The sequence below is a fragment of the Rhizobium sp. AN73 genome (assembly GCF_030757975.1).
GTDB lineage: Bacteria > Pseudomonadota > Alphaproteobacteria > Rhizobiales > Rhizobiaceae > Agrobacterium > Agrobacterium arsenijevicii.
The window spans coordinates 66,942-92,971 of the sequence record NZ_JARWME010000003.1; the positions used below are offsets into that span (position 1 = coordinate 66,942).

The 26,030-nt window shown below is 60.9% G+C and carries 18 protein-coding genes and 2 pseudogenes; 5 read left to right on the top strand and 15 right to left on the bottom strand.

Annotation, left to right across the window (positions count from 1 at the left end):
- The first annotated feature begins 83 nt into the window (after nt 1–83).
- Entirely contained in the window at nt 84–2,525 is a 2,442-nt protein-coding gene (locus tag RBH10_RS24390) for a DEAD/DEAH box helicase family protein (protein ID WP_047525793.1), read from the top strand.
- 36 nt (nt 2,526–2,561) lie between these two features.
- Here RBH10_RS24390 and RBH10_RS24395 read toward each other — a convergent pair whose 3' ends face one another.
- Nucleotides 2,562–2,861, bottom strand: coding sequence for a DUF736 domain-containing protein (locus RBH10_RS24395; protein ID WP_047525429.1), 300 nt, complete (start codon nt 2,859–2,861; stop codon nt 2,562–2,564).
- Nucleotides 2,862–3,310: 449 nt separating this feature from the next.
- On the opposite strand from RBH10_RS24395, the gene RBH10_RS24400 reads away from it, so the two are divergent.
- From RBH10_RS24400 to RBH10_RS24415, 4 genes are all read left to right on the top strand, one after another.
- The gene (locus tag RBH10_RS24400) at nt 3,311–4,573 is read left to right on the top strand and encodes a tyrosine-type recombinase/integrase (RefSeq protein WP_281039748.1); all 1,263 of its coding nucleotides are present in this window, start codon (nt 3,311–3,313) and stop codon (nt 4,571–4,573) included.
- Nucleotides 4,567–5,484 carry a tyrosine-type recombinase/integrase gene (locus tag RBH10_RS24405; protein WP_046797783.1) on the top strand — a complete coding sequence of 306 codons (918 nt, stop codon included), beginning with the start codon at nt 4,567–4,569 and terminating at the stop codon, nt 5,482–5,484. Before RBH10_RS24400 ends, RBH10_RS24405 begins: the two co-directional genes overlap by 7 nt.
- Entirely contained in the window at nt 5,481–6,485 is a 1,005-nt protein-coding gene (locus RBH10_RS24410) for a tyrosine-type recombinase/integrase (protein WP_046797782.1), read from the top strand. Before RBH10_RS24405 ends, RBH10_RS24410 begins: the two co-directional genes overlap by 4 nt.
- Nucleotides 6,486–6,949: 464 nt before the next feature.
- Entirely contained in the window at nt 6,950–7,249 is a 300-nt protein-coding gene (locus RBH10_RS24415) for a DUF736 domain-containing protein (RefSeq protein ID WP_047525429.1), read from the top strand.
- Between the two features lie 136 nt (nt 7,250–7,385).
- Here the strand turns inward: RBH10_RS24415 and RBH10_RS24420 are convergent.
- The 14 genes and pseudogenes from RBH10_RS24420 to RBH10_RS24485 form a co-directional block, all read right to left on the bottom strand.
- A pseudogene (locus RBH10_RS24420) lies at nt 7,386–7,535 on the bottom strand (DUF736 family protein); the annotation flags it as partial.
- Between the two features lie 636 nt (nt 7,536–8,171).
- The gene (locus tag RBH10_RS24425; protein WP_281039462.1) at nt 8,172–9,098 is read right to left on the bottom strand and encodes an ArdC family protein; all 927 of its coding nucleotides are present in this window, start codon (nt 9,096–9,098) and stop codon (nt 8,172–8,174) included.
- Between the two features lie 313 nt (nt 9,099–9,411).
- A complete protein-coding gene (locus tag RBH10_RS24430) occupies nt 9,412–9,999 on the bottom strand; it encodes a hypothetical protein (protein WP_281039463.1) in 588 nt (195 codons plus the stop codon).
- A gap of 393 nt (nt 10,000–10,392) precedes the next feature.
- Complete coding sequence (locus RBH10_RS24435; protein WP_281039464.1) at nt 10,393–10,728, bottom strand: hypothetical protein; 336 nt, start codon at nt 10,726–10,728, stop codon at nt 10,393–10,395.
- Nucleotides 10,725–11,618: a hypothetical protein gene (locus tag RBH10_RS24440; RefSeq protein ID WP_281039465.1), complete on the bottom strand. Its 894-nt coding sequence runs from the start codon at nt 11,616–11,618 to the stop codon at nt 10,725–10,727. Before RBH10_RS24440 ends, RBH10_RS24435 begins: the two co-directional genes overlap by 4 nt.
- The gene (locus RBH10_RS24445) at nt 11,615–12,091 is read right to left on the bottom strand and encodes a hypothetical protein (protein WP_281039466.1); all 477 of its coding nucleotides are present in this window, start codon (nt 12,089–12,091) and stop codon (nt 11,615–11,617) included. Before RBH10_RS24445 ends, RBH10_RS24440 begins: the two co-directional genes overlap by 4 nt.
- Before the next feature lie 96 nt (nt 12,092–12,187).
- Entirely contained in the window at nt 12,188–13,942 is a 1,755-nt protein-coding gene (locus RBH10_RS24450) for a ParB N-terminal domain-containing protein (RefSeq protein ID WP_281039467.1), read from the bottom strand.
- A 674-nt stretch (nt 13,943–14,616) separates the two neighbouring features.
- A pseudogene (locus tag RBH10_RS24455) lies at nt 14,617–19,718 on the bottom strand (Eco57I restriction-modification methylase domain-containing protein).
- Between the two features lie 116 nt (nt 19,719–19,834).
- Entirely contained in the window at nt 19,835–20,236 is a 402-nt protein-coding gene (locus RBH10_RS24460) for a DUF3085 domain-containing protein (RefSeq protein ID WP_281039469.1), read from the bottom strand.
- A gap of 12 nt (nt 20,237–20,248) precedes the next feature.
- Entirely contained in the window at nt 20,249–20,854 is a 606-nt protein-coding gene (locus RBH10_RS24465; protein ID WP_281039470.1) for a DUF1419 domain-containing protein, read from the bottom strand.
- Nucleotides 20,855–20,920: 66 nt separating this feature from the next.
- Nucleotides 20,921–21,949, bottom strand: a complete 1,029-nt coding sequence (locus RBH10_RS24470; RefSeq protein ID WP_281039471.1) for a DUF3991 and toprim domain-containing protein — start codon at nt 21,947–21,949, stop codon at nt 20,921–20,923.
- A 178-nt stretch (nt 21,950–22,127) separates the two neighbouring features.
- A complete protein-coding gene (locus tag RBH10_RS24475) occupies nt 22,128–22,304 on the bottom strand; it encodes a hypothetical protein (protein WP_037126275.1) in 177 nt (58 codons plus the stop codon).
- A 315-nt stretch (nt 22,305–22,619) separates the two neighbouring features.
- Complete coding sequence (locus RBH10_RS24480) at nt 22,620–22,820, bottom strand: LuxR family transcriptional regulator (RefSeq protein ID WP_281039472.1); 201 nt, start codon at nt 22,818–22,820, stop codon at nt 22,620–22,622.
- Between the two features lie 392 nt (nt 22,821–23,212).
- Complete coding sequence (locus RBH10_RS24485) at nt 23,213–25,111, bottom strand: HAMP domain-containing methyl-accepting chemotaxis protein (protein WP_281039473.1); 1,899 nt, start codon at nt 25,109–25,111, stop codon at nt 23,213–23,215.
- Between the last annotated feature and the right edge of the window lie 919 nt (nt 25,112–26,030).

A 26,030-nucleotide genomic window follows, 5' to 3' on the forward strand; every position in this document is an offset into this window, starting at 1 on the left:
GCGGTGATGGATAGTGCGTCTTAAAATAGGGACGCGTTTGGCCTATGCTGATACCCACGATCAGTTAGGCGAAAGCTGCAAAGTTGGCGGAAAAGAATGATGCTTGGGAGAACATTGCTCGCATTCGACGGCGGTTAGCCGAACTGAGTGACGAGCAGATGGCGCTTGAGCGTGAGCTGGAAGCATTTAAGCAGCAGCTGATTTCCGATAGCCAGGCCCACGCAGATAAGCCGGTCTTCGCAGACGCTCCTGTGACAAACAGCTCACCGTCAGTGGAAAAGGTGCAGTTGTTCCGGCAGCTGTTTGCCGGACGTCCCGACGTCTTTCCGGTTCGCTGGAACAACAAGAAGGACGGACGCTCCGGCTATTCACCGGCCTGTTCTAATGAGTGGGCGAAAGGAATCTGCGGCAAGCCGAAGGTGAAATGTGGGGACTGCCCGCATCAGGCGTTCATCCCATATTCCGAGGATATCATCGAAAAGCACCTTCGTGGCGGAGATGCCCGTTCAAGCGACTTTGTTGCCGGCGTATATCCATTGCTGCAGGACGAGACATGCTGGTTCCTTGCTGCTGACTTCGACAAGGAAAGCTGGGTAGACGACACCAGAGCTCTGCTGGCCACTTGCCGTGCAAAAGGAATTTCCGCTGCCCTCGAACGGTCGAGGTCTGGAAACGGTGGCCATGTCTGGATATTCTTCTCAGAACCCGTTCCAGCCAGGATCGCCCGTCAACTGGGTGCAGCGCTAATAACGGAGACGATGGAAAACCGTCCTGAGATCGGCTTCACGTCTTACGACCGTTTCTTCCCCAACCAGGACACGATGCCACTTGGCGGCTTCGGCAATCTGATCGCGCTTCCTCTGCAAAGGAAAGCCCGTGAAAATGGCAACAGCGTTTTTGTCAATGGCGACCTACGACCCTACGATGACCAGTGGGCATACCTGTCGTCTTTGCCCAGGTTATCGGCGGACGAAGTCTTCAGGATTGCCGACGAAGCCGAATTGTCGGGGCGGGTCTTGGGCGTCCGTATGCCAGTCGATGACGAACATGCCGATGAGCCGTGGAAGATGTTGCCGTCACGTCGTAGCGAGCCGCGGCGAATAGAGGCTGCGATCCCGCAAAGCATCAAGGTCGTGATCGCTGATCAGGTTTACATTGATAGGACCGAGCTTCCGTCCGTGCTGATTGCGCAGTTCGTGCGCCTGGCAGCATTCCAGAACCCGGAATTCTATCGTGCGCAAGCAATGCGATTGCCGACATTCGGCAAGCCGCGGATCATCTCCTGTGCCGAGCTTCATCCACGCCATGTCGCGCTGCCACGAGGCTGCTTCGACGAAGCAATTGAGCTCATTAAGAGCCATGGCACGACGGCCATTCTGGAGGATCACCGCGAGGACGGAGACGCGCTACCCGTCGGCGTCTCGTTCCTAGGGGAACTGCGACGGCCACAATCGCGGGCCTTTGATGCTCTTGTCGTCAACGATAACGGCGTGCTCGCCGCCACGACCGCCTTCGGCAAAACAGTTGTCGCAGCTGCACTCATTGCACATCGAAGCCGCGACACGCTTGTTCTTGTTCACCGCAGGGAGCTTCTCACCCAGTGGGTTGAGCGTCTGAGTTCCTTCTTGAGCATCGACCCAAAGCAGATCGGCACTATCGGTGGCGGGAAAAGGAAGCCGACAGGGATCATTGATGTAGCGCTGATCCAAAGCCTGGTTAGGAATGGCGAGGTCGATGACATCGTCGGCAATTACGGTCATCTGATTGTCGACGAGTGCCACCATCTGTCCGCTGCAAGTTTTGAACTTGTCGCTCGCAGATCGAAGGCGCGATATGTCGTCGGGCTGTCAGCGACGGTCGCCCGAAAAGACGGACATCATCCGATTATCTTCATGCAATGCGGCCCCGTTCGCCATCGGGTCGATGCGAGAGTTCAAGCTGCCGAGCGTGGCATTCGCCACCGTGCCCGCGACCGTTCGACGAAGTTTGAGTTGCCAGCGTCGCTCGTCTCGGCAGAGCGCCCGTCAATGCCAGCGATCTATGCGGCCCTTGCGCAGGACCAAGGCCGAAATGACCTGATATTCGATGACGTGCTGAAATCCCTCGAGGCAAAACGTTCGCCCATCCTTCTTACGGAGCGGAAGGATCACCTCGATTATCTGCAGCAGAAGTTCTCGCCGTTCGTGAAAAATCTGGTGGTGCTGCGCGGTGGCATGTCGGCGAAGGATCGCAAGCAAGCCAACACGGCGTTGAATGTCGCAGACGATGATGAGCGTCTGATACTTGCGATAGGGCGCTATATCGGGGAAGGCTTCGATGACGCCCGGCTCGACACGTTGTTCCTGACCATGCCGATCGCCTGGAAGGGAACTCTGGCGCAGTATGTCGGCCGTCTGCATCGCCAGCATGACGGCAAGCGGGACGTCCTGGTCGTCGATTATGTCGACAGCACCGTTCCGGTGCTGGCCCGGATGGCCGCAAAGCGACGATTGGGTTATCGCGCGCTGGGCTATGTGATCGAATGAGGGCGCCCCGCTTTGAGCGGAGCGCCTTGGTTCTGGTCAGCGAGACCAGATGAGCTTGTGCTCGCCCTTGTCGCCCTGGACGAGGGAGGCGTAGACGGGCGCCGTGAAGGACGGATCGTCGAGCTTGAGCGAGAGGTATTCGGCGCCCGTTTCGCGGGCTGTCCGGCTCCAGCCTGCTCCGAACTCGACACCCGTTGCTGTGACCCGGAAGTCGGGTGCGCGGTCGTTGTCGCGGTCGCAGGGCTTGATGGATGCCTTGACGTTGAGGGTGAGGGTCTTGATGATCCCTGCATAGGTGCCGGTTTCGTCGCGGGTGAAGGTGCCGATCTGAGCCATTGTCGTATCTCCTGAGGTTGTTCGAAGCTGCCCGATGCGGCCTCGATGGCGGTCGAGAGGCGACGGATTGGACGGACTGCATCCGCAGGACCGCAGCATCAGCGAAGGACGGCGGCAGCCGAGCTTGTTGGCTCGCGAGGAATGACCGCTTGCGGTCAGGGGGAAGAAGGTCGGCGGAGCCGTTGCAGGCCAGGGCCGGTCCGGTGCCAGACCAGCCCCAAAGAGAGGCCGTATGGGGGGCTTTCGCGCCGTCAGCAGAATGACGTGATTGATCGGCGCCGTCTCATCCGCATGATTAGCCGCCGCCTGGGCCATCATCCCTCCCGTCGACCCGGCCGCCATCTCCCTGGCGCAGACAACATGCCAACCTCTGCCTTGTTGGCTCTCGGGGAGTTTAAGGAACGGGAATGTCGCTCGCCTAGCGCTGGAATGGATTTGAAACCTCCGATTTGTTCGACACGCCGGACTTCACCGGCACCAACGATCAAATCGAGGAAAATAGCGTGACAAAGCGAAAGTACAGACATCGCCGCAGCGTCAATGTTCGCATCAATTGGCTGCAACCACATGTCGACGGCTTCAAGCACTGGCTTGTCCAGCGGAATTACTCGGCCGCGACGATAACGGAGGTGGTGCGCCTTCTGGCATTGTGGGGCGATTGGGTACGTGCCGCCGGCCACGACGTCGACACACTTACCGCGGGCTTGAGCGCTTCTGCATCAGTGTTCCACGGCAACAGAACTGCCCGTGCGCCACAGGGTGCTGCCAAGCTGTTCGTCGAATACCTTCGCGAGCTGGACATCCTGCCGCCGGAGCAACGCCCCTCATTGGACGAAACCTGGCCTGAATTGGCTACTTTCCGTCGGTGGATGCGAGAACAACGCGGTGTCAAGGCTTCCACTCTTGATACCTATCAAGCCGTCCTCGTGAAATTTATGATGTCCTTGGGTGCAGATCCAGCTGCTTATACAGCTTCAGCAATCCGCATGTTCGTGCTCGAGTCCGCCAAGCCGCACCGACGCCATTGGGCACAGAGTATTACCGTCGCCACGCGCGCCTACCTAAAATATCTCGTCGCGATGGGAAAATGTCCCGCTGGTCGGGAGCACGCGGTTCCGAACTTCGCAAGTTGGCAATTGGCGACGACGCCGCGCTTTCTTGCGCAAAGTGACATCGACCGCCTCCTTGCCACATGTGACGGCGAAAGCCGGTTACGCGATCGCGCTGTCATGCTCTTGCTGGCTCGATTGGGCCTCAGGGCAAGCGAAGTCAGCACTCTCAGCTTCGATGACATTGACTGGAGGAATGGCCGAATAGCACTTATCGGTAAGGTCCGGCGCGAGGAATGGCTGCCGCTGCCCCAGGAGGTTGGCGACGCTATATTGGCCTATATTGAACGGGCAAGGCCGCGCATTGCGACGACGCGAGTGTTCCTGACGGATATCGCGCCAATCAGACCACTGAGCCGCATTGCCGTGAAGTGCATCGTGCGTCGCGCGCTCGACAGAGCAGGAATTGAAAGCATCCATCGCGGTGCACATGTGTTGCGTCACTCGGCAGCGACGGCGATGCTGCGTAACGGCGCAAGCCTTGCCGGAGTCGGGGCCGTGTTGCGCCACCGTTCTCCATCAACGACGGCGCTGTACGCTAAGGTGGACATCGGCCTGCTGTCGGAAATCGCGCAGCCTTGGGGCGGGAGGTTGCCATGCTGAGCGCTGACGTCAGTCGCTATCTTAGTCTACGTCGAGCGCTCGGTTACAAGCTGATCAAGGCCGAACGGCATCTTCTGGCGTTCGCGCGCTTTGCATCCGAGCGGGGCGAGAGCCACGTTCGGGCTGCAACGGTTCTCACATGGTTGCCGACGGCTGCTAAAACGCCGAACTCCATGGCGCATCGCCTGACGAACCTGATCGGGTTTGCCCGCTTTCTTCATGCGGAAGATCCGCGTCACGAGATCCCGCCTGCGGATATCAAGCGGGCCACCAATCGACCGGTGCCCTACATCTACACAAAGGACGAGATCGCCCGGATCCTCGATACTGCCGGCAATCTCAGGCTCCAAAAGCCCAATCCGCTGCGTCGCGAACTCTATGTCACGCTCTTCGGTCTGATCGCGGCCACTGGACTTCGCATCTCCGAAGCTCTTGCACTCAGGCTCGATGACATCTTGCCCGATGGCGTTTTGCACATTCGGGAAACAAAGTTCCGCAAGAGCCGCCTAGTGCCGCTGCACGCCACCGTCATCGAAGCGCTCCAAGGCTATCTTGAGATCCGGCGCCAACGCGCTGGCGAGAGCGATTGGCTCTTCCCATCCGTCCAGCACCGACAGCTCTACCCGACGACCGTCAATTGTACGTTCCGCTCCCTGCTGCGACGAGCGGGTATTGCCCCGGAGCGAGGTCAACCGCCACGCATCCATGACCTTCGTCATACGTTCGCAACCCGGGTGCTGGAACAATGCGGCGCCGATCGCAGCGCAGTTGCCAGGCACTTCGTCGCCCTGTCGACGTACCTGGGTCATGTCAGTATCCACAATACATACTGGTATCTTCAGGCGACGCCGGAAATGATGGCCGACATCGCCGCGGCGGCAGAGGCTTTGGTCGGGGAGAATGCCGCATGACGAAGCTCGCCCCTCTTATCACCGGCTTCCTGCGAGACTACATGCCTCGACAGCGAGGTTACAGCCCACAAAGCTGCGAGACATACGCGTTCAGCTTCAAGCTGCTGTTCAACTTCGCAGCAAAACGGCTCGGCACTCGCCCGTCTTTGCTCAGGATCGAAGACCTCGATGCACCGATGATCGTGGCTTTCCTCGCGCACATTGAACAGGATCGCGGCAACAGCGCATCGACGCGCAATGTGCGGCTCGCCGCCATCAAGGCGTTCATGCGCTACCTCGAGCACAAGGTGCCGTCCGCACTGGAGCAGATCGGGCGGGTCCATGCGATCCCGACCAAACGCCACGATCAGAAGCTCATTCGCCATCTGACAATGGAAGAGGTCCGAGCGATTCTTAACGGACCCGACCTTACGACGAGATCTGGCATCCGTGATCGGGCGATGATGCATCTCTGCTTCGCCGGAGGCTTGCGAGTGTCAGAATTGATCGGAGTTTTGACGGCAAATCTGTCGCTTCGCCACGGCGCGAGCGTGACAGTTCTGGGAAAGGGCCGCAAGGAACGCTGCCTGCCGCTCTGGAAAGACACTGCGCGCGACATTCGCGCTTGGTTAAGTGTCCGGGGCGAGGTCCGTGTGCCGGAGCTCTTCGTCAATGCTCAGGGCGACCCGATGACCCGTGCCGGCTTCGAGTATGTCCTCGACAAGTATGTCGTCAAAGCAGCCGGGAGCTGCGTATCGCTTCGCGACCGTCGCGTCTCACCTCATCAGCTTCGGCACGGCTGCGCAGTCGTCATGCTGCAGGCGACCCACGACATCCGCAAGGTCGCCCTCTGGCTCGGCCACGCAGATATCCGCACGACGGAGGTTTACCTCCGCATGGACCCGTCCGAAAAATTGGAAGCTGTCGAGGCGGTTGTTCCGCCAGAACTGAGGCGGGGCCGGTTTAAGGCTCCGGATGCACTGATCGCATCGTTGCTTTCGGATTTGGAAATATCGACGTAGTCAGAACGGGTGAGCCCCAGAGCGGAGTCCCCCACCGGTACGGTCTGATCCGCTTCATCTGATATCGCGCTCGGCATGGCGGTAATCCCATGTCGGGCGCAGCTTGTCTCATGCGCCAGGGAGATGGCGGCCGGGTCGACGGGAGGGATGATGGCCCAGGCGGCGGCTAATCATGCGGATGAGACGGCGCCGATCAATCACGTCATTCTGCTGACGGCGCGAAAGCCCCCCATACGGCCTCTCTTTGGGGCTGGTCTGGCACCGGACCGGCCCTGGCCTGCAACGGCTCCGCCGACCTTCTTCCCCTGACCGCAAGCGGTCATTCCTCGCGAGCCAACAAGCTCGGCTGCCGCCGTCCTTCGCTGATGCTGCGGTCCTGCGGATGCAGTCCGTCCAATCCGTCGCCTCTCGACCGCCATCGAGGCCGCATCGGGCAGCTTCGAACAACCTCAGGAGATACGACAATGGCTCAGATCGGCACCTTCACCCGCGACGAAACCGGCACCTATGCAGGGATCATCAAGACCCTCACCCTCAACGTCAAGGCATCCATCAAGCCCTGCGACCGCGACAACGACCGCGCACCCGACTTCCGGGTCACAGCAACGGGTGTCGAGTTCGGAGCAGGCTGGAGCCGGACAGCCCGCGAAACGGGCGCCGAATACCTCTCGCTCAAGCTCGACGATCCGTCCTTCACGGCGCCCGTCTACGCCTCCCTCGTCCAGGGCGACAAGGGCGAGCACAAGCTCATCTGGTCTCGCTGACCAGAACCAAGGCGCTCCGCTCAAAGCGGGGCGCTACCTTCAATCCCACCGGGATTATGCGGAGCAAAATCCCTTACAACCGCCGGGAATCCGGCCTTCAGCGACCGGCACTCCGCATAATCACCGTCTCAGCATAATCGACATTGCCGGCGTAGATGCGGAAGTGCGGACCCTTGTCGGAGGGGTTTTCGACGCGAGCGATGCGGGCCTTGACGTTGAGGGCGAGCGTGCGGATCGAGCCGGAGAAGCCGTTTTCAGTGGAGGTGAAGGTGCCGATGGTAGCCATTGTCCAAGTTCCTTTTGCCGTTTCGGGCCGCGCCATTGCGGCCTCGATGGCTGTCGCAAGGACCGGGGACGATCGGACCGCACCCCTAGGGGCCGAAATGAAATGGAGGGCGGCCGGGAGCAACTTTGTTGACGCGCGAGGAATGGCGGCGGAGCCGCCAGGGGAAGAAAGTTGCGGACGGCCGTTGCGGGAGGACGATCGAGGCGAAGCCGCTCTCCGGTCAGACATGCCTCATCGAGCCCGCAAAGGACGTGGCCCATGACTGCGATGGGAGGAACATGACGATGGCAGCCCTCGCCTACACCTTGTCGCGCCGGAACATTGCACCGGCAAACTCTTGCCCTGTCTTTCCGTGGGGGTGGCGAAATCGACGTGAACAGCAGCCGGTGGGGAGTTGCTTCCGCCTATCGACGCGATATCGTCGTGTCGCGATTCGTCGCCTGGAGGAATTATGCGTCAGCAGACAAAGCCGTTTATCGTTGAAATCAAGCAGTCCCGAAAGCCCAAAGCCAGCGACCGGAAAACATCGATCTGGGGAAAGATGGACCTCACATCCGATCAGGACATGCAACCGGAAGGAAATCCGAGGGTGCTGTCGGCCGCCGCGGGCGACAGCGACCGACCTTAACGCCTCTCCTACGCAACCGCTCTGTCATCGACCTGAACGGGCTGGAGACCGTGTAAAAAGCTGACAGCGCGCTGGGCGTGCGCCGCAGCCTGGAAGATCGCACGCTTGTCGTCGGATAGGACCTTTAGCCACGAGGCGAGGTAAGACGCATGGTCCGGCCGCGGCTCCATTTCCGGGGCGATGCCGAGATCCGCACATAAGAAGCAACTGCCAAGTTCGGCGACGAGTTCCTCGCGAGCGCGTTCGCTCCTGTCTTTCGCGTAGCGGCTGAGATCGCGTCCCACTCGCCTCGGGTTCGCCGTCCAATGGGTCGCCTCATGGCTGAGCGTGGCCACGTAGGAAGCCGCATCCCGGAAGGTCTCGAACGGCGGCATCTGGATGTGGTCGGTCACCGGCAAGTAATATGCCTGCGATCCGCCATGCCGGATAACCGCGCCCGTGTTGCGGAAGAAGCGATCGGCATTTTCGATCCGCTCAACCGGATCGAGGGCTGGCGTCGGACGATGGTAGTAGTGGTCCGGTAATCCGTCGATCTGGTCAACGTTGAAAACGGAATATGCCTTGAGAAAGGGAATTTCCCGGTCGACATCGTTGCCGTTGCGGTCGGTCTCCGCCTTGGTGAAGCGGCTGGCGAACACGACGGTCGAGCCGGTTTCGCCTTTGCGAACCGCGGCGCCGAGCTCCAGCGCCTGCTTGAAGGTCATCCACATCGGAGAGGTAAACCCTCTCGCCATCCCCTCGGACCATAGGAGGAGTACGTTCATGCCCGAATAGGGTTGACCATTGTGCCTTAGCGGCCGGGTAATCCGACCTTCGGTGTTCGCGGCATTCCAAGGCTTCATCCAGGGACGAACCCCTTTCTCCAGATCGGCGATGATACGGTCGGTAATCCTCGTATAGATGTCGGCGCGCTCGCCTTCGGCTTTCCTGCTCATGTCTAAAACCTCCTTTTCCGGGGCAGCGCCGATCGCGGCCCGTCGCGGAGGTCCGAAGGCAGGAGCGCAATGGCCTGGAGGGCACCGGAACGGCCGCAACAGCGTGGAGGACGGCGAAGCCGTTGCGGCGACAGGCCGGCTCCTGCAGGACCAGCGACAGGGACGGGCCGCGATCGGCCGTCTCCTCAACTCCTTTCCCCGCCTTTCCCTAGCTTCGGGCATGGACATGCAGAAAGGCCGGCCCCTAAGTGGAGCCGGCCGATGCAAGCCGGAATAAAAAAGGAGGGCGGGGCCGATGTCCCGCCTGATGGCTTCAGCCGAGAGCCGCCATTTGCGCATCGGCCGCCTTGCGGTCAAGTGAAGCGCCCGGATTGTCGACCGGGCGATCGAACGGCTTCCAGGTCTCACCGACCACCTGTTCGTAGGCCACGACCGCGCCCTCGGCGGCCATCCGCAGGGCATGGGCCTGAACGCCCATGTCGGCTGCGAACTCGCGCTTGCGCTGAGCGGCGCTGTCATATCCGACCGGGCCATCGAGATCCTCGTCCCGGGCATCGTTCGATGCCTTGGCCGTGGCATCGCGTGCCTCCGATACCGCGCGGGAGTAGAACTGACCGGCACCATGCGCTGATCCGACGAAAGCGCCGACGATGCGCTGGAGATGGATCTGCATCGCTTTCTCGCCGAGACCTTCAGCGAGGCTTGCCGAACTCGCAGTGATCATCCGCTCATGCTCATCGCGGATTCCGTCGCTGTCGACCACGGCGGTCCCGAAGCTCTCGGCGATCTTGAGGGCTTGCGCGCTATCGGGGCAGGTGAGGCGGACCATTTCGAGGGTGGCGCCCTTGCGGAGCTGCACGACGCGAGAGGAAGAGCGGTTGGATGTCGCGGGCTTAGTCATGTCGGTTTCCTTTCTTCGGTTTCGTCCAAAGCGGCTCCGGCCCGTGCCGGTCTGCCCTTCGGTGCGGTCAAAAGGAACCGGCGAGAGACGGGCGCTTTCACAGGTCCGGGACGGCTGAGCAAGCAGAGCTGGCCTGCGGCCAAGCGGGGACACCCTGCGCAGGACGCGGGTCCGCTTTGCGAAGTGAGGCTGTCCTGGCCGCCCCGCGGCGCGACAGCGGCCTTGAAACGACCGACCGCGGGTTCAGACCGCAACGAACACGAAGGGCAGGCCGGCACGTGGTTGGAACTTGCACCCCGAAACCGAATGCCGAAACCGATGGCCATCCTCGCAAAGACCCTCGCCGGACACGCGGGATGTGCACTCCGCCAGTACGCCGCCGGCGACCGCCTCTCATACGGCTTGTCGCCAAGCAGCTTCGCCGAGCTTCAGTCGCAAGGTGGTGATGGCGCGATCCTGACGCTCGAGCTTTCGGGTGAGTGTATCAAGTTCTCCGCGACGCTCGAATGACAGGCGATCGACGTGATCCTGAAACAGCACCTCATCGGACCGGCTCCATCGCGAGCCGGAGCGCTTGTGCGTGCGGTTCCTGGCTTTTGCCTTTTCGGTGACGGCCAGGCGCTCGGCACGCGCACAGATCTGCCGATGGACGAGATCGAGGTGATGGCGCGTTTCGCGCCGCGCCACCTCCATACGTGAAAGGAGCACCCACGGATTGACCGGGTTCATGCTCCGGTCCTCCGCTGCCGCCAGCCGATGAAGTCCGAAGGGCCGTCATAGACAGCGTGTCGCCGCTCTTCGATGACGAAGCCAAACGGCCCGCGGGTTGCGTATTCGCAGCTCGGCACGAGAAAACGGCGTTCGACGGCACGGTGATCCCGCATGCCGCCGCGCGTGGCAACCACCTCCGTCATGTCGGCATGGTGGCTGGAAAAGATCGCGGAGATCACGATCCAGTCCCCGGCATGCTTGGCCTCGAAAACTTCCCGGTCCTTCGCCCAGGATTGGCCGGGCACCAGTTCGCGACCGTGGATCGCCTCCCACACGGATGGCCAGTTGTTGCGGATCGTCTCCTCGGCGCATTTGCGCTCATAGGCCGTGAACAGGTCCGGGAAGCTATGAGCGACGATGGCCCATTCGGCATCCTCCTCGTACCAGGGCGAGGATTCTCGCAATAAGGAAGACACCCGCAGATTCCGCTCGGCCGACAGATGAAACCCGCCATGGCCGGCCGTCATATGGGAGACGATCCCCTCGGCATAGATGGTCGCGAGTTGCGACGGACCCCATGGCGTATTCGCTGCAATGCGGGTCTGGATCCGACCGAGATCGGAAAGTTCCCGCTTGTGCCGCGCGGTCTCGAACACACGCGTGCGAAACGCTGCCTCATCGTTGAGGCGGCCTTCGTGACCGTGGAAATCCTCCCGCGTCAGCTCTGAAAGTGGACGGACGATCCGCGAGGCGCTGGCGAGGAAGCTGGCGCCATCACGCGCCGGCACCATTGCCAGGAGGGTATTGGCGATCCGGGCGACCGGAAAGCCGTCAGCACTGACGCCGAATTCCACGCCCAAATCATCCGCAGCCGAGATTGTATCGTGCCAAATATCGGGCGCGCTCATGCCGCTGCCCTCCCTTCGACATGAGCAGCCGCAACCTCGTCGGCGGTCACCTCCTCGAGGATAGCGTTCGGGTATCCGTGTTGTTTCAGCCAGGCCGCGGCCGCTTCGCGATTGTCGGCGAGATGGACGAGCTCCGCGTTCGCACCAGCGCGATCGAAGACGCGGATAGAACCGAGCGCGGGGCGCTCCAGAACCTTGAAGGTCAGCTTGGAATCGAGACCGAACGTTCGGTGAATGCGCATGACGACGGTGTTCCTGCCGCCGAAATCCGCCTCATGCAGCGTGAAATACCCCGGCGAGGCGTCGTTGCCGGATTGGCGAGGACCTTGCCTGCGGATCAGGCGGCCGCTGCTGTTTCGGGTCTGCCAGGCAGCCAGCTTCTTCTTGAAACGCTCGGGCGGGCGAGGGTTGCCGTCGGACCAGGCGACGATAGAGCCGATCGGAGCTAGGTCATAGATCAGGGACGCAGACATCAGATATCTCCTTGAAACTCTGCTGTTGATGGAAACGAGACCGCCGCCGGTGATGGCCGGCGGCGGGGTGTCGATCGGATGAAAAGGGGAGGGTGGCTACTCGGCCGCAATCCCGTAGGCGGCGTCGTCCTCGTCGGACGCGTCGTCACGGACCTGCGGATCGGCGACGGCGAGATCGGCCGCGTCGCCGGTATCTCTGACGCCTGCAAATTCGTCTACAAGACGATCCGTCGCTTCGTTGGAGGTGACGGTGTCCTCCTCTTCGACGATCTCACCTTGCTTGAGCAGTCCGGTAAATTCCTTCGGATCGGGAGCGAACAGGGCTGCCGGATGGACGAAATGCCCGTCCTTGAAGTGCTCGACGAGGGCGGCGCGGGTCTCGCGGACCTTCGGGCGCGGCAGAACCGCGGTATCCTTGCACGACGCCTCAAGCGCCTGCCGCGACAGGCATAGCAGGAAGTCCTCCGTGCCCATGTTCGGGAGATATCCATCCGCACCGATGGCCTCGCCGGCGATGCGCGAGACGATACCACTGTTCGACATGCCGCGTCGGCAAGAGAGCACATCGACCAGCATCGAACGGGCGGCAACCCGCAAAGAGTCGATGTCGAAGGATAGCTTGCCATCGCCGCCAAGCAGTCGAGCCGCATGGCGCGCAAACCGCTTCGGACCGAAGACGGTGTCGTTTGCCCCGGAGTCAACCCGGACGTTCAGACCAGCAAAGGCAAGAACGAGGAGCGCCGTCAACGTATCGTCCTCGATCGGTGCGCGGGCCAGCGCCTCGTGCAGTGCGTCGGTCCTGAGGTCACCGATCATGTCGTGACCCTTTTGCGTGACATCAGGTCGCTGCTTCGGCGCGTCGGTCACATCGTCACCAGCGGTGGCACCACCTCCAACGAGCGCTCCCTTGCCCCCGGTCTTCTTTTCCTCCGGCATCCGGTAGTGCACGGTCTGAACCTTGCCGTTCCGATCCAGATACATGGCGGTGTGGTCGCCCTTGCTTGGCTTGCCGTAGACGCGACTTGCCTTCTGCGGCAGCTTCGCCTCGCCCCATTGCGTAACCTCGGCGATCACGCCCTTCTTGGGCAGATTGTTCGTCATCCATTCCTGCTGGGCGCCGAGATAAGCTTCGACGTTGGTGGTATAGCGGCTGTCCTCATTGGCAGGGGCAAACAGATCCTCGATCCATTCGATGCCGTAGGCTTCCCTGAGATCGTCGCCGAAGCTCGCATCCTTTGCATACATGCGGGTCTTGCTCAGCGCGTTGGCGATCTGGAACCACGTGGCAGGCTGGCCCTTCTTCGGCTTGTGCGCCTTCCAGACTTCCTTCTGCTCATCGAGGTGTGCCGCCGCGATCGTTCGAAGCTGCTGCTCGTTCGGCATGTCGCCGAGAGCCATCTGGTCGAGCATTGCCTGCAAGACGTTGGCGAGCAGCCGCAACTTGCGGATCTGCCGGACGGGCAGGGCAAGCGCGACTGCAATTGCTTCCTCGGTCCAATCGAGTGCGATCAGGCGTTCGATGCCGCGCCACTGGTCAACCGGGTTCAAGGGTTCCCTGGCGATGTTCTCGACCATCGACCGCATGGCGCCATTGTCGTTGGCGGCTTCGACGACGAGAACCTCGATCTCTTCGAGGCCTGCGGCAATCGCCATGCGGGTGCGCCGATGGCCAGCCTCGATGACGTAGCCGTTCCCGCCACCGACCTCCGGAAAGATAACAGGCGGCTGGATGATGCCGACGGCTTTGATGGTGGCGAGTAACAGGGCATCGGCTTGGGGCGTAGATTTGGACTGGCGGGTGTTGTCCGGGTTGTCTTTTAACGAGCGCGGATCGACCTTCATGATGTGCATGGGATTTTCCTTCTCCGGGATGCGGGACGCGGCTCTCTTGCCGGTCCTTCCTGTCTTCATTTCTTTCGAAGACACCTCCCGGACCGCAGGGCGGGCGGGCCGGCGCAACTGCGGCCGAGCGTCCCTGCTGCGAAGGACAAGCGGGGCTGACAGCCCTGCGCAGGTCGAGGGGCCGGGATGCGGAGGCAGCGGTTGAGCGCGAGCGACGACGGTCGGACCGGTCTGCGACCGGTTTATTTTTCCCTCTTCCTTCTATTTGTCCTCCTTCCTTCGCGACGCTGCCGCTCACACTTTTTGAAGGATCCAAGCCTCTCCGACGTCGTGACTGTCCTGAACCACCCGGAAGATGCGAGAGCGCGGTTGATCCAAACGATCGAGCGTGTCGAGCTGATTTCCTGAGCGCGGTGAGGGCGCCGGCGACGCGAACGTCAGGGTCGTCGTATCGACAAGTGGAAATCAGGACAAAAAAAGAGGGCCACGAGAAAACTCGGGCCCTTTAGATGTGAAGGTAATTTAAACCTCCAGAGGGGAACAGCTGCTGCGGCGGCACTGGGAGGAAATCCGCCATGTGCATCAGCTGTGAGCACTATGCTCAAATTTCGATCAGAAGGAAAGTAAATATTGTGCAACGCAGCTATGCAAATGCTGCGTTGCATCAAAACCGCTGCGCCGGATCAAGCAGCCTGCGCCGGGGCGTCGTCGTTCTGAGCGGACGCGGCTGCAAGAGCATCGTCGACGTCGCGAAGCTGTCGGCGCTTTTCCGCAAGTTCGTCGGCGAAGGCGAAGGTGCCGCCTTCACGAGTGCGGTAGGAGGCAAGCCGCCGGCGCGCTTCATCGAGACGGTGGCGATAGCGCTCCCGCTCTTCTTCGAAACCGTCGAGCGCGTGCTCGAGGCGGGAAATGGCGCCGAGCGGGGTGACGGTGACCGCAAGATCGATCTCGTAGGCAGCGCCGGTGCGCTGGAGCGTGGTGGCGTAGCGATATCCATCGCCCTTTCCGAAGCGCTCGCCGTAGTAGGCGAGATCGAAGCCGCCGATGGATGCCAGGTGTACCTCGCCCTCTTGCTGGAGCTGGAGGAGCGTGAGGATTTCCTTCATTAGCGCGCGACCGGCCTCCTTCCGCTCATGGTGGACCTTGCCCAGCACGGTCATCGCGAAGGCATCACCGCCTGTCGGAACAAGGCGCTCGATATCCTGGTCGATCTCGCCGATGCGCCGGGTCGAGACCTCGATGTCATGCTCGGCATCGCGCATCTGCCGACGGACCGCGTACTGGTCATCGTCATGGGCGGCGCGCAGCCTTTCCAGCCGCGCGATATCGGCTTCAAGGCCAGCCTTCTGCATGAGCCGCTCGTCGCCGGAGGCGATCGCCTTGGCCATGGCGAACTGGTTTGCCTGCCCTTCACCGAGGTCTTCGAGCCGGCGGATCGAGGTATCTCCGCTCAGCGCGGCGGCGATGAAGCGGGCCTTTCGCTCGTTGTTCTGCCACATGGAAGCGTCGAGACTGCCCTCAGTGGCATAGGCGAAAATGTCGACGACATCGTGCTGATTGCCCTGCCGGACGATGCGACCCTCGCGCTGTTCGATGTGCGACGGCAACCACGGCACGTCGAGGTGGTGCAACGCCTTGAGCCGGAGCTGGGCGTTGACGCCGGTTCCCATCGTGTCCGACGATCCGATCAGGAATCGAATCCGACCGGCCCGCACGTCGGCGAAGAGCCGCTGCTTGGCCTCGGTCTTCTTGTAGTCCTGCATGAAGGCGATTTCGGACGAGGGAACACCGAGCCGCACGAGCTCGTCACGGATCCAGCGGTAGGCCGAAAAGCCGCGAGTTTTCTCGACGTTGATGGTTCCGAGATCGCTGAAGATCATCTGCGCGGCGCCCGGCAGATCGAAGGATTTTCCGTCCGGCCGGACGTAGGTGTCGTCGCTCGTCTCGTTCCAGATCCGGAAGGCATTGCGGACGAGGAGATTGAGCTTGTTGGCCTCCTCATTGTCGTTGGCCGGCATGACGAGGCGAAGATCGATCGCCGCATGGCGGCCGTCGGTGATCACCGAGAGCAGGATATCGTCGCCGGGCTGCGCCGGCCCTCGCGCATCTCGATCGCCTTGATTCGGGCGTCGAGCATCTGCTGATAGGCCTTGAAGGCAGGCGTCGGCTTGGCTGTGAGGATCTGGCGTCGACCCGTGGAGATATCCGGCACCTTGACGTATTCGCGGAGATCCGCAGGCATGACGACATCAGCAAAGGCCCGGAACATGGCGATCAGTTCGGGGACATTGACGAAGCTCGCAAAGCGGCTGACCGGCTTGTACTTGCCGGACGGCTGGATCTCCAACTCGGTCGTGGTATCGCCGAAGCAGGACGCCCAGGCATCGAATTCGTGCAGGCCGCGTTCGGCGAGAGCCTCGCGGCCGAGCAGGCGCTGGATCGAGAACATCTCGCCGAGTGTGTTGGTGATGGGCGTGCCGGAAGCAAGCACCAGGGCGCGGCCCGGGTTCTTCGTTTCGATGTAGCGAGACTTTACATAGAGGTCCCAGGCGCGCTGCGAGCCGTTCGGGTCGATACCCTTCAGAGTCGACATGTTGGTCGCGAAGGAGAGCTTCCTGAACTCCTGCGCTTCATCGACGATGATCTGATCGACACCGATTTCGGCGATGGTGAGCAGATCATCCTTGCGGGTCGCAAGCCCTTCCAGACGTTCCTGCAGGCCTTCCTTCAAGCGCTCGAGGCGCTTACGCGAGACGCGGTCCTCGCCGTCCACCTTGGTCAGCAGATCCTCGTAGAGTTCCAGCTCATCGTGGATCATTTGGCTCTCGAAGGCAGAGGGCACGGCGATGAACCTGAACGCCGAATGCGTGATGATGATTGCGTCCCAGGTGGCAGTCGCCGCGCGTGACAGGAAGCGCGCCCGCTTGTCCTTCGTGAAATTCGTCTCGTCCGCGACGAGAATGCGGGCATTGGGATAAAGGGCCAGAAACTCGCGCGCCGCCTGCGCCAGGCAATGGCCCGGCACAACCAGCATTGCCTTGGCGATCAGCCCCAAACGGCGCTGTTCCATGATTGCGGCCGCCATCGTCATCGTCTTGCCGGCGCCGACGGCGTGCGCAAGATAGGTCGAGCCGGACGAGATGATCCGCCAGATGCCGCGCTTCTGGTGCCCATAAAGAACGAAGGCGCCAGAGGCGCCGGGAAGTTTCAGATGAGAGCCGTCGAATTTGCGAGGCGCGATATTGTTGAAGCGGTCGTTGTAGACCCGCGCCAGGCGGTCGGTGCGATCTGGATCGGTCCAGACCCAGTTCTGGAAGGCTTGCCTGATCTTCTGCAGCTTGTCGCGCGCGGCCTCGGTATCGACGACGTTCAGAACACGCCGCTCGCCACAGACATCCTTGAAGATGTCGAAGATCTGCGGAACGCGGCTGTTCAGCGCATCAGCCAGCAGCTCGCCGGCATCGCGGCGGCTGGTGCCCCATTCCGATGTGCCGGCGGCGCTATAACCAAGCTGCCGGGCCTCCACGGTCCAGCTCCCAAGCTCGGGCATATGGTGGATCCTGATCTCGGCACCCATCATCTCCTTCACGAACGCCACGACGTCGTTCGCCGGTATCCACGGCGCACCGAGGCGCGCGGTGATGTCGGAGGGACGAAGATCGGCGGGCTGCACCGCCTGAAGCGCGCGAACATTCCGCCCGAAGACGTGATCGAGCGCGGCGGCAGCTACGGCCACAGCCAGCTTGGTACGGACCACCCCGGAGAGGTAGGCATCCGAGGTCTGCCAGGAGCCGTCCGCGGGATCCCGGAAGATCGCGTCGCCGAGTTCGTCGACGACCGCATCGGCATTTCTGTGCAGCAGTTCGGCGATATGCTCGATGTCGACGCGACCGCGTTCGTTAAGCACGACGGCGAGCGCGTCCGCGGCGCTGGTGATCTCCGGCGGGGCAGGAGGCGCGATGACCCGTTCGGAAAAGATCGGGCCCGGTTTCGCCGTATCGGTGTCGAGGTCATAATCCTCGATCGAAGCGACCAACCAGCAGTCGGGATCGTCGAGGAACGGCTGCAGGTTCGGACGGCGGTGGGTTTCGCGCACCTCGCCGGATTCCTCATCCTCGTTGATCGAGACCGTGGTGTGGTTGATCGGCCCGAAATCGCGCACGAAGCTCGACCAGGCGATGCGCAAGCGAACCTGCAGATCCCGCCACGGACGATCCTGTTCCTGAGCCTTCAGCACCTCGCGCACCGCATCGCGGATCGGAATCAGCTTCTTGATGATGCCGACGTGCTTTTCGGACAGACCTTCGCCTGATCGCCCTTTTCGTACGTTCACCGCCTGCGGAGATCCGTCGACCATCTGCATGAGACCGCGCCTGATGTCGATGAAGAAGCTGCCTTCCCTGACCTGGCGGTTCTCGGGCCGCAGATCGACGATTTCACCGAGCTCATCCTCAAGGTCGATGTCGATTGCAGTCGGCTCGTCGTCATAGCGGCCTCCGGGAAGGCGCCGGATGGCGTCTTGCAAAGTCGCCTGCAGGTCTTCCTCTGCACGCGGCCGGCAGGTGTAGGTTTCGCCAAAGGGTCCGGAGGTGAGAGCATGATCGCCGAGGACGAAATAAGGATGCCGTGCGAACCAGCGGTTGACGCGAATTGCGCCCTCGTCCTGGCTTTCGGGCCGCACCTCCTCGAGATCGAGCCAGGCCAGATCGCTTGTCGGCTCGCCGATCTTGCGCTTGCGGAAGAAGAGAAGATCGACCACGACATCCGTGCCGGCGTCGCGGCGGAAGCTGCCCTCCGGCAATCGAACCGCGGCGATCAGGTCGGCGGTCTTGGCGATGTGCTGGCGCGCTGTCGCGTCCGCCTTGTCCATCGTCCCGGAACTGGTGACGAAGGCGGCGAGTGCGCCGGGTTTGAGCAGGTCGATCGAACGGGCGATGAAATAGTCGTGCAGCCGAAGCCCGAGTGAGCGATAGGTCCGGTCAGAGCGAACAATCCGATCGGAGAATGGCGGATTACCGATAACCAGATCGTAGATCGGCGCCAGATCTGTGCGGGCGAAATCTGCATTGATGATCCGCGCCTTCGGCTGCAGCAGCTTGACGATGCGGGCGGTGACCGGATCGAGTTCGACGCCGGTGACGAAGGACGTGTCGCGCAACGCCGCCGGCATCAGAGCTGGAAACAGGCCCGTACCGACACCGGGCTCGAGCACCCGGCCGCCACGCCAGCCCATGCGCTGCAAGCCCGACCAGATTGCCCGGATGATGAACTCCGGTGTGAAATGGGCATATTGCGTGCAGCGGGAAAGCGACGCGTAGTCAGCATCTGAAACAGCACTTTCGAGCGAGCCGGCGAGCTCACTCCAGCCGGTCCGGAAATCGATCGCGCCAGGGCGGCGGAACATCGTGTTCGCCAGATCCGAGGCGCCGAAGCCGGTGAAGCGGACGAGTTGCGCCTGCTCCTTCTGGGTGGCCGGTCGATCCTGCTTCTCTATATTGTTCGCGATCAGGATCGCCGCAACATTGACGCGGGCGCGATCCTTCCAGGATACGGCCAAGTCTCGATCCACATCGTCGAGGTAGAAGTTGCGCCGGTTGCCCTGCCGCCGGGGCGCCGGACGTTCTATCGTCGCGCTCGGCAAGGCCGGCGCGGGAGAGGACGGCGGCGGTTCGGGGTCGTCGTCATTGGCCGCGACCGTATCGAAGCCGCCGAACGCTGTGACACCGAGGCCAGACGACAGCGAGCTGCTGCCGAACATGTCGAGAGTGAAGGGATCGTTGCTCATGAAATTATCCTCGGGAATTGGCGAGCATCATCACCCCGCGGGAGCTACTTGCGGGACTGAAGGACACTCAGGATTAGGGATTGATGGCCAAACCGGCCGGACCGGTGGCGAATTGCCTAGGACTTCCCGACCAGGGTGAGCTGCATCGAGTCTTGGAGGAATGCGATATGAAGGTGCGTCGCTTCCGGAGCAGCAGCCATCATGGCTTCCAGCAGCTCCGCACCAATGAAATCGACGCCGTCATCGCCGCCGAAAGTTCGGCGTTTGACGTCGAACCAGTCATCATTGGTGCGGGGATCGCATTCCTCGGCATAGACGACCAAAGGCTTGGCACCATCTGGCAATTTGCCGTTCGAGAGAAGGTAGACCCCCTGGTCTCCGACGAGCCAGAGGCCCGGCTTTTCGTCCTTGCCAGGGCGCAGGCCGTAATAGGGATTACGAAAGCCACCATGGGCTTCCGCATCGGCACGACCGCGGGCGATCACCTCGCGGACGGATGTGAGCGGGAAGGAAAGCATGGTGTACCTCCTTCACGCGGCGATTGGCGAGGGGAAGTGGCGCAGTTGCACCGGTAGCTTGGTTGCGACCTCGTCGTCGCTCAGATCGTCCAGCAGTTTTGACGTGCTGCCCGTCTTGCCGCCGTAGAGCACGATTGTGCGCTTGCCGCGCGCGGCTTCCTCCCAGCTATCGCCGGCAAAGCCACGATAGTCGTCCGCCGTGATGCTCCAGATATGTTCCAGGCGTTCCGCGCGCGTCATGGCGCGCACGGGCCGGCTCTCACGCTCGATGATTGCCACGCGCATGCGCTCGACCGCTTGCCCGTCGGAGAGGTCGCAATAGCCATGAAAATGTCGAATGGCGCCATCGATGCGCAAGGCGAAGAACACGGATGTCACGGAACCGGTTAGAAACTCGCGCATCGCAAACATCGCGCCGCGGATCCAGAGCGGTGGAAGGATCTCGAACATGTAGTCATGCTCGCCCTCGCCGATCTCAAACCATTCGCCGGCATAAAGCGGCGAGGCATCACCGTCCCAACGGTTCGGACGCTGGGCGTGCCGATCAAACATCTTGAACATTTGCTGGCGTGAGGCCACGCCCTGGAAGACCTTGCGGATTGCGGGAAAGGGATTCATCTGCGGCTCCTTTGAGATGGTTCCGGACCGAAGCGCAGCACTGTCCTTCCGACCTTGCCATCCTCTTCAGTCCTTCATGACACCTTCCGGGCCGCCGGCATCGCGGCCGGCCGGGTCAAGGGCCGGCTCCGCCGGGCGAAGCTTCCCTTGACGAGGGCGGCGCGAATGCGGTACGCCGCCTTCCTTTCTTTCCCGTTTTTCTTTCTCATTTATTTTCAGGGTCTCGTTCCAGTCCTCCTCGGGCGGGCGGAGCCTCGACCAGTCGCAGCCGGTTTCGTGAGCGAGCGCCCGCAACCGTTCGGCAAACATCTCTCCTTGGAGATTGGCGTCGGTCGCAGCGACGAGGAGAGCATCGGGTCGCGAGGCCAACTGCCGCAGCGCCGCCTCCGTTGACGGCGACCATCCGCCCCCGGTACTGAGATACATGGTTCCATCACGCAGCCCCTCGATGGCGGCAAGGCTCATGGCGTCGATCGCAGCTTCAGTGACGGCCAGGCGCAATGCTGTGTCCGGCCCCAGACGGAAGAGAACCTTCGTTCCTCCGGAGGCAAAGCCCCGATACTCAGGCCCTCGCGCCTCCCAGCCGGTCACTGCTCCCCCATTGTCCGTATGCGCTGCCCACATGCTGCCATGGGGACCCTCACGGAGGCGGTCTTGCCTGATCGCAGCGCGCAGCAAAGTAGCCGGCAGGAAGCGCGCAGTGTCGAGATAAGCCCAGGTCGATGAACCAGGCCACGGACGGCGGCGTGCCTGCCAACGCTCGGGTAGAGAAAGGTCCTGTTTGTAATCAGGCCTGGGCGCGTGCCATTCCGGTTCCGTGATTGCGAAACCGACGAGGTCGGCGACCCTCCCGGCGCCTTCGAGAAAACCTACATGATCGAGATGTTCGACAAGTCGGAACACATCGCCTTTCGCATCGCTGAGCGGGTCGAACCATCCGCGCCCCTTATGGGTGACGATGATAATCTCGCTGCCTCGGCGAAACTTGACCGCCCGCCGGGTACTCTCCTTCGCATCGATGGCGAAGCCCGCATGCTCAAGAACGGCAGCACAGCTCACCTGGTCGCGTAGCGTCTCTATATCCTTTCTGTTCATGCTTTTTCCTCTTTGCCTTCCTTGCCCGTCATTTCGCGGGCGCACTTCCACCAGCCGCGAAGAGCAAAGGCGGCAAGGGCGCGGTTGACAATTGTCGGATCATGCAATGCCCGGCCGCGGCAAAGCCTCCCTTGCGGCCTGCCGCTCGCGAGCGGCAGGCCGAAGGCACAACGCCGGCTCAATGAGCCGGCCACGGGAAGAACTCATGGACGATTTCGAGATCGTCATCGGCGTCGATCTCGTCCGAAGGGAGGACGCCGTATTCGCCGTCGACCGAGAAAAGAGTGACCGGGACCATCAGGTCGCGAGAGAGCTGGAATGCGTGGGACTGAGCGAGCGAAAGATCGTGCGACATATGAGAGGCTCCATTCGGAGCGGGCCAATTCCCGCTCGATGGCTCCTCAAAAGGCCCGGCGACGGGCGCGATCACCGCGCAGGCAAAGCCAAGCGGCCGCAGCTTGCTAGCGGACCCTTTACGGGTTGATCGTGGAAGATCCGGCGTTGGGGCCAGGACGCCATCACAGACAAGCGGGATTGGCTTACTTCGTCTGGTGACGCAGGTTCTGCGCACGGCCATCGCTCTTGTGCCAGTTGCTTCCTGCTGCTCTGGGCAGCAAGATCGCTCCCGTTTTCAAGCTCGCTCCAAGAGCGCCGGCAGAAATCTATCAAGTCAATCGGACTGACCGAGGTCGGCTTTCTGAAGTGCCTCCTCTATCGATTTTGCCTTCAGCGCGACCAACGCACTTTGCAGGCAGTTCTCGATAAAGGCGACGCTTTTGCCTTCAAGCGAAGCAATTTCGGCGACGGTCCTGCCTCGAGAAATCCACCGAAGGCAGGTCTTTTCAAGGGGCGAAAGTATCCATTCATTCATGACAAAATCGCACTCAGTTGCGCCGCAGTCGGCGGCAGGTTTGGTACCGGACGCCAGCACTGAAATCTCGGTAGAAGCCGAGACGGCGATGCCCTCGAAAAAGTGGCTGCCGCCGAGACCTGTGCGACGGCTGCCGAGGCGCCCGGGAGGAGGCTGGGAGCCCGAAATCCCGTCTTCATCAATCGCTAGTTATGTTATAACGTATCGCATAATCTATCTTATGGAACATCAGCGTTGCGAAGTATTGCCCAGAACCCCACCAATCCGGTTTTAGGCGCCATCAAGAATGGGCGCGGCGCAGAGGGCGTTGCCAGCAAATTGAAAGCAAGGCTCGTCGGCAGGAACATGCAATATTCGGATACCACTATTCGCGATGCCGGCGAGCCGCGCCGTCAAAACTCTTGCCATTCGTTGGTAACGGGAGCAGTGGAAATTCTACCGCCGAACGCGCTTACAAGTTTTTTGCCAAGAAGACGGGCTGGTGAGGCCACCGATCGATCAGCCTCACCGACGGAGCGAAGCTGCCGGTCAACGCCACCGAGTCTGAAGGGCGCGACCAAGCCACGAAGCTTGGTCGCCTCGAGCGCCAGGCTGGCCGCCGCAGCCGTCGACTCCTCCACCATCGCAGCGTTCTGTTGGGTGACTTGATCCATCACGATAACAGCAGCATTAACCTCCGAGAGCCCGGTCGCCTGCTCGTTGGTCGATGCAGCAATTGAAGCCATATGGCTGTTAATCTGGCCGATGAACCCGCCGATGGTGTGGAGCGCCTCACGGGTATCACGTACCAGCTTGACGCCACTCTCTACTTCGGTCGATGAATTCCGGATTAGCCCTTTGATTTCCTTCGCAGCTCTAGCCGCCCTCTGCGCCAGTTCTCGCACTTCTTGGGCTACGACGGCAAAGCCCTTGCCTGCATCGCCGGCCCGCGCCGCCTCGACGCCGGCATTAAGCGCCAATAGGTTGGTCTGAAATGCGATCTCGTCGATGACGCCGATAATGTTGGAAATCTGCTGTGAGCTCTCTTCTATTCGGCGCATCGCGTCTTCAGCATGGGAGACAACCTCGGCCGATTGAGCGGCGCTCTGGTTGGCGTGTGCTGCGACAGTGCGGGCTTCTTCGGTAAGCTTTGTCGATGAACCTACATTTGCTGTGATCTGATCCAACGCGGCAGCGGTTTGCTCCAGCGATGCGGCTTGATTCTCTGTCCTCCTTGCTAGGTCCTGGGCGCCCGAGGCGATTTCCCGTGTACCGCTGTCCATAGTCGAAATACTGTCGATGATAGCCGAAAGCGCCCCACGAAGGTGGCTGACAGACTGGTTAAAGTCGTGACGCAAGGGCTCGAAGTCTGGTGCGAACGTTTCATCCAATTGGAAGGCGAGGTCCCCGGCGGCAAGTCGCTTCAGGCCGTCCGCGATCCCAGAGGTTGCGATCTTCATCCGCTCGGCGGCGTCCGCCTCTGCGGCCTGCTGCATTGCTGTACGATCGGCCTCTGCCGCCTCGCGGTTTGCTTTGGCTTCCCGCTCTAGGCGCTCGCTGGTGATTGCGCCTTGGCGGAACACTTCCACTGCACCCGCCATAGCGCCGATCTCGTCCGTTCGCTCTGCGAAGGGGATTTCCAAGCCAGTATTGCCAGAAGCCAGATTGCGCATTGCACCGGTGATCCGAGTAATTGGATCGGCGATGCCGAACACAGCGAAGAGAGCCGCGACACCGACCATCAACAGGCTGAGTAGGAGAATGACCACGGTGAAGTTGCGAGTCGAATCATAGACGGCAATACTATGTTCTTGTGCCCGTTTGCCGCCTGATGTGGCCACGTTCACTAGTTCCGCGGCATTATTGCTCATTTCGTCGGCAATAGCCTTGAGCTCCGTGCCAAATACGTCGGCAGCGGCCTGGCCCTTTCCCGCATAGGAGAGGTCCATCATCCTGCGCACGGGGACATCATATTTTTTGATCGCCGCCAAAAGCCTCTCGAAGATCTCTCTTTCTTGCGCGGTTGCTATGAGCGGTTCATATGCTTTAATCTGCTGAAGCAGGTTCGCCTCGACCGCCCATACTATCGTTTCGGCAGTTTTTTTTTGCTCCTGTGTCTGCTGCATCACATGATTGGCAAGCAGAATTCCCAACTCGAAACGGGCCTGAGCGATCTCATGCGCTTGATGGACGCTTGGAAGGTAGTGTTCGCTAAATTCCTCAGTCGATTTGTTCAATGTCCGCAGGCCTTCGATAGAAGCATAGCCAAACGCCGCGACCAAGGATCCAAGTAAGACGAAAATGCTGATCATTGCCAATTTGATGCTCGGTCTTTTCACTGTACGCCCTCTCGCTAATGTTCTTCGAAATTTGCGTGCCGCCGTGAATTTACTCCTACAGAGCAAACCAATTGCTCACGTGAGCCGCGCTTGATAACGGTGATGAAAGTAGTGGTGATGGTTAACGATTTGGTGCAGAATCGCACCGCACGCATAAAGCGTGCAATTTTCGCATGAGAATTGCGTCAGATGTACATTCACCGAGAGCTCACCGGCCCTCGAGAGCAGAGTTCCATTTCAGAAACCCTGAACTCGCTTGGTGAGCGCGGAACGGTTCACACCAGATATTACTGCGTCTCGGGACATATCAGAGTGGGCTGCTGACGGTTTCATGGTCATCGAGTTGAGGTGTTCCTCCTGAAACCGGAGAGCATGAATGCAAAGACAAATCTTCAGCGATGCCGCGCTGAAGATTTGATTGGACATTCGCCTATGGCCTTCGTCGCAGTGCAAGATGTGTGTGCAGCAATCTCAAATAGAGGAACCAATGCCAAGCAGACAAGGCACAGCCGATGGCGGGACAGTCCACAGTCCGACACGGAATGACGCTACGAAGCTCGACATCAAAATATTGCTGCGGCTCGACCTTTCGGCTGCCTCACTTTGGGAATCCTTGGCCAAGTGACGGGGCCTGGTTCCTCTTGTGAGTGAACAACGGTTGGGCGGGCTCATCGCAACATTTCCAGAGCATAGGGAGAATCAGCTCTACAACGCCAGACCATACTAGCCTATAATATTAACTTATTGAATATATTGATAATTCGTGAAATAATTGTATCCAAATTCCGAGAAACCGAAGATCGCGCACAGGATTTGGAGTTCCATCCCGCGAGGGAGGCGATAGTCGCCCACATCATGCGCCACGTGAGTGAGTACGTCAGATCGCTTCTGC

Coding starts and splice junctions, on each gene's coding strand:
- RBH10_RS24480 (WP_281039472.1), bottom strand. CDS start 22,820: ATGAATGAATGGATACTTTCGCCCCTTGAAAAGACCTGCCTTCGGTGG.
- RBH10_RS24485 (WP_281039473.1), bottom strand. CDS start 25,111: ATGATCAGCATTTTCGTCTTACTTGGATCCTTGGTCGCGGCGTTTGGC.
- RBH10_RS24405 (WP_046797783.1), top strand. CDS start 4,567: ATGCTGAGCGCTGACGTCAGTCGCTATCTTAGTCTACGTCGAGCGCTC.
- RBH10_RS24465 (WP_281039470.1), bottom strand. CDS start 20,854: ATGAATCCCTTTCCCGCAATCCGCAAGGTCTTCCAGGGCGTGGCCTCA.
- RBH10_RS24470 (WP_281039471.1), bottom strand. CDS start 21,949: ATGAACAGAAAGGATATAGAGACGCTACGCGACCAGGTGAGCTGTGCT.
- RBH10_RS24445 (WP_281039466.1), bottom strand. CDS start 12,091: ATGTCTGCGTCCCTGATCTATGACCTAGCTCCGATCGGCTCTATCGTC.
- RBH10_RS24440 (WP_281039465.1), bottom strand. CDS start 11,618: ATGAGCGCGCCCGATATTTGGCACGATACAATCTCGGCTGCGGATGAT.
- RBH10_RS24435 (WP_281039464.1), bottom strand. CDS start 10,728: ATGAACCCGGTCAATCCGTGGGTGCTCCTTTCACGTATGGAGGTGGCG.
- RBH10_RS24475 (WP_037126275.1), bottom strand. CDS start 22,304: ATGTCGCACGATCTTTCGCTCGCTCAGTCCCACGCATTCCAGCTCTCT.
- RBH10_RS24430 (WP_281039463.1), bottom strand. CDS start 9,999: ATGACTAAGCCCGCGACATCCAACCGCTCTTCCTCTCGCGTCGTGCAG.
- RBH10_RS24460 (WP_281039469.1), bottom strand. CDS start 20,236: ATGCTTTCCTTCCCGCTCACATCCGTCCGCGAGGTGATCGCCCGCGGT.
- RBH10_RS24450 (WP_281039467.1), bottom strand. CDS start 13,942: ATGCACATCATGAAGGTCGATCCGCGCTCGTTAAAAGACAACCCGGAC.
- RBH10_RS24415 (WP_047525429.1), top strand. CDS start 6,950: ATGGCTCAGATCGGCACCTTCACCCGCGACGAAACCGGCACCTATGCA.
- RBH10_RS24410 (WP_046797782.1), top strand. CDS start 5,481: ATGACGAAGCTCGCCCCTCTTATCACCGGCTTCCTGCGAGACTACATG.
- RBH10_RS24425 (WP_281039462.1), bottom strand. CDS start 9,098: ATGAGCAGGAAAGCCGAAGGCGAGCGCGCCGACATCTATACGAGGATT.
- RBH10_RS24395 (WP_047525429.1), bottom strand. CDS start 2,861: ATGGCTCAGATCGGCACCTTCACCCGCGACGAAACCGGCACCTATGCA.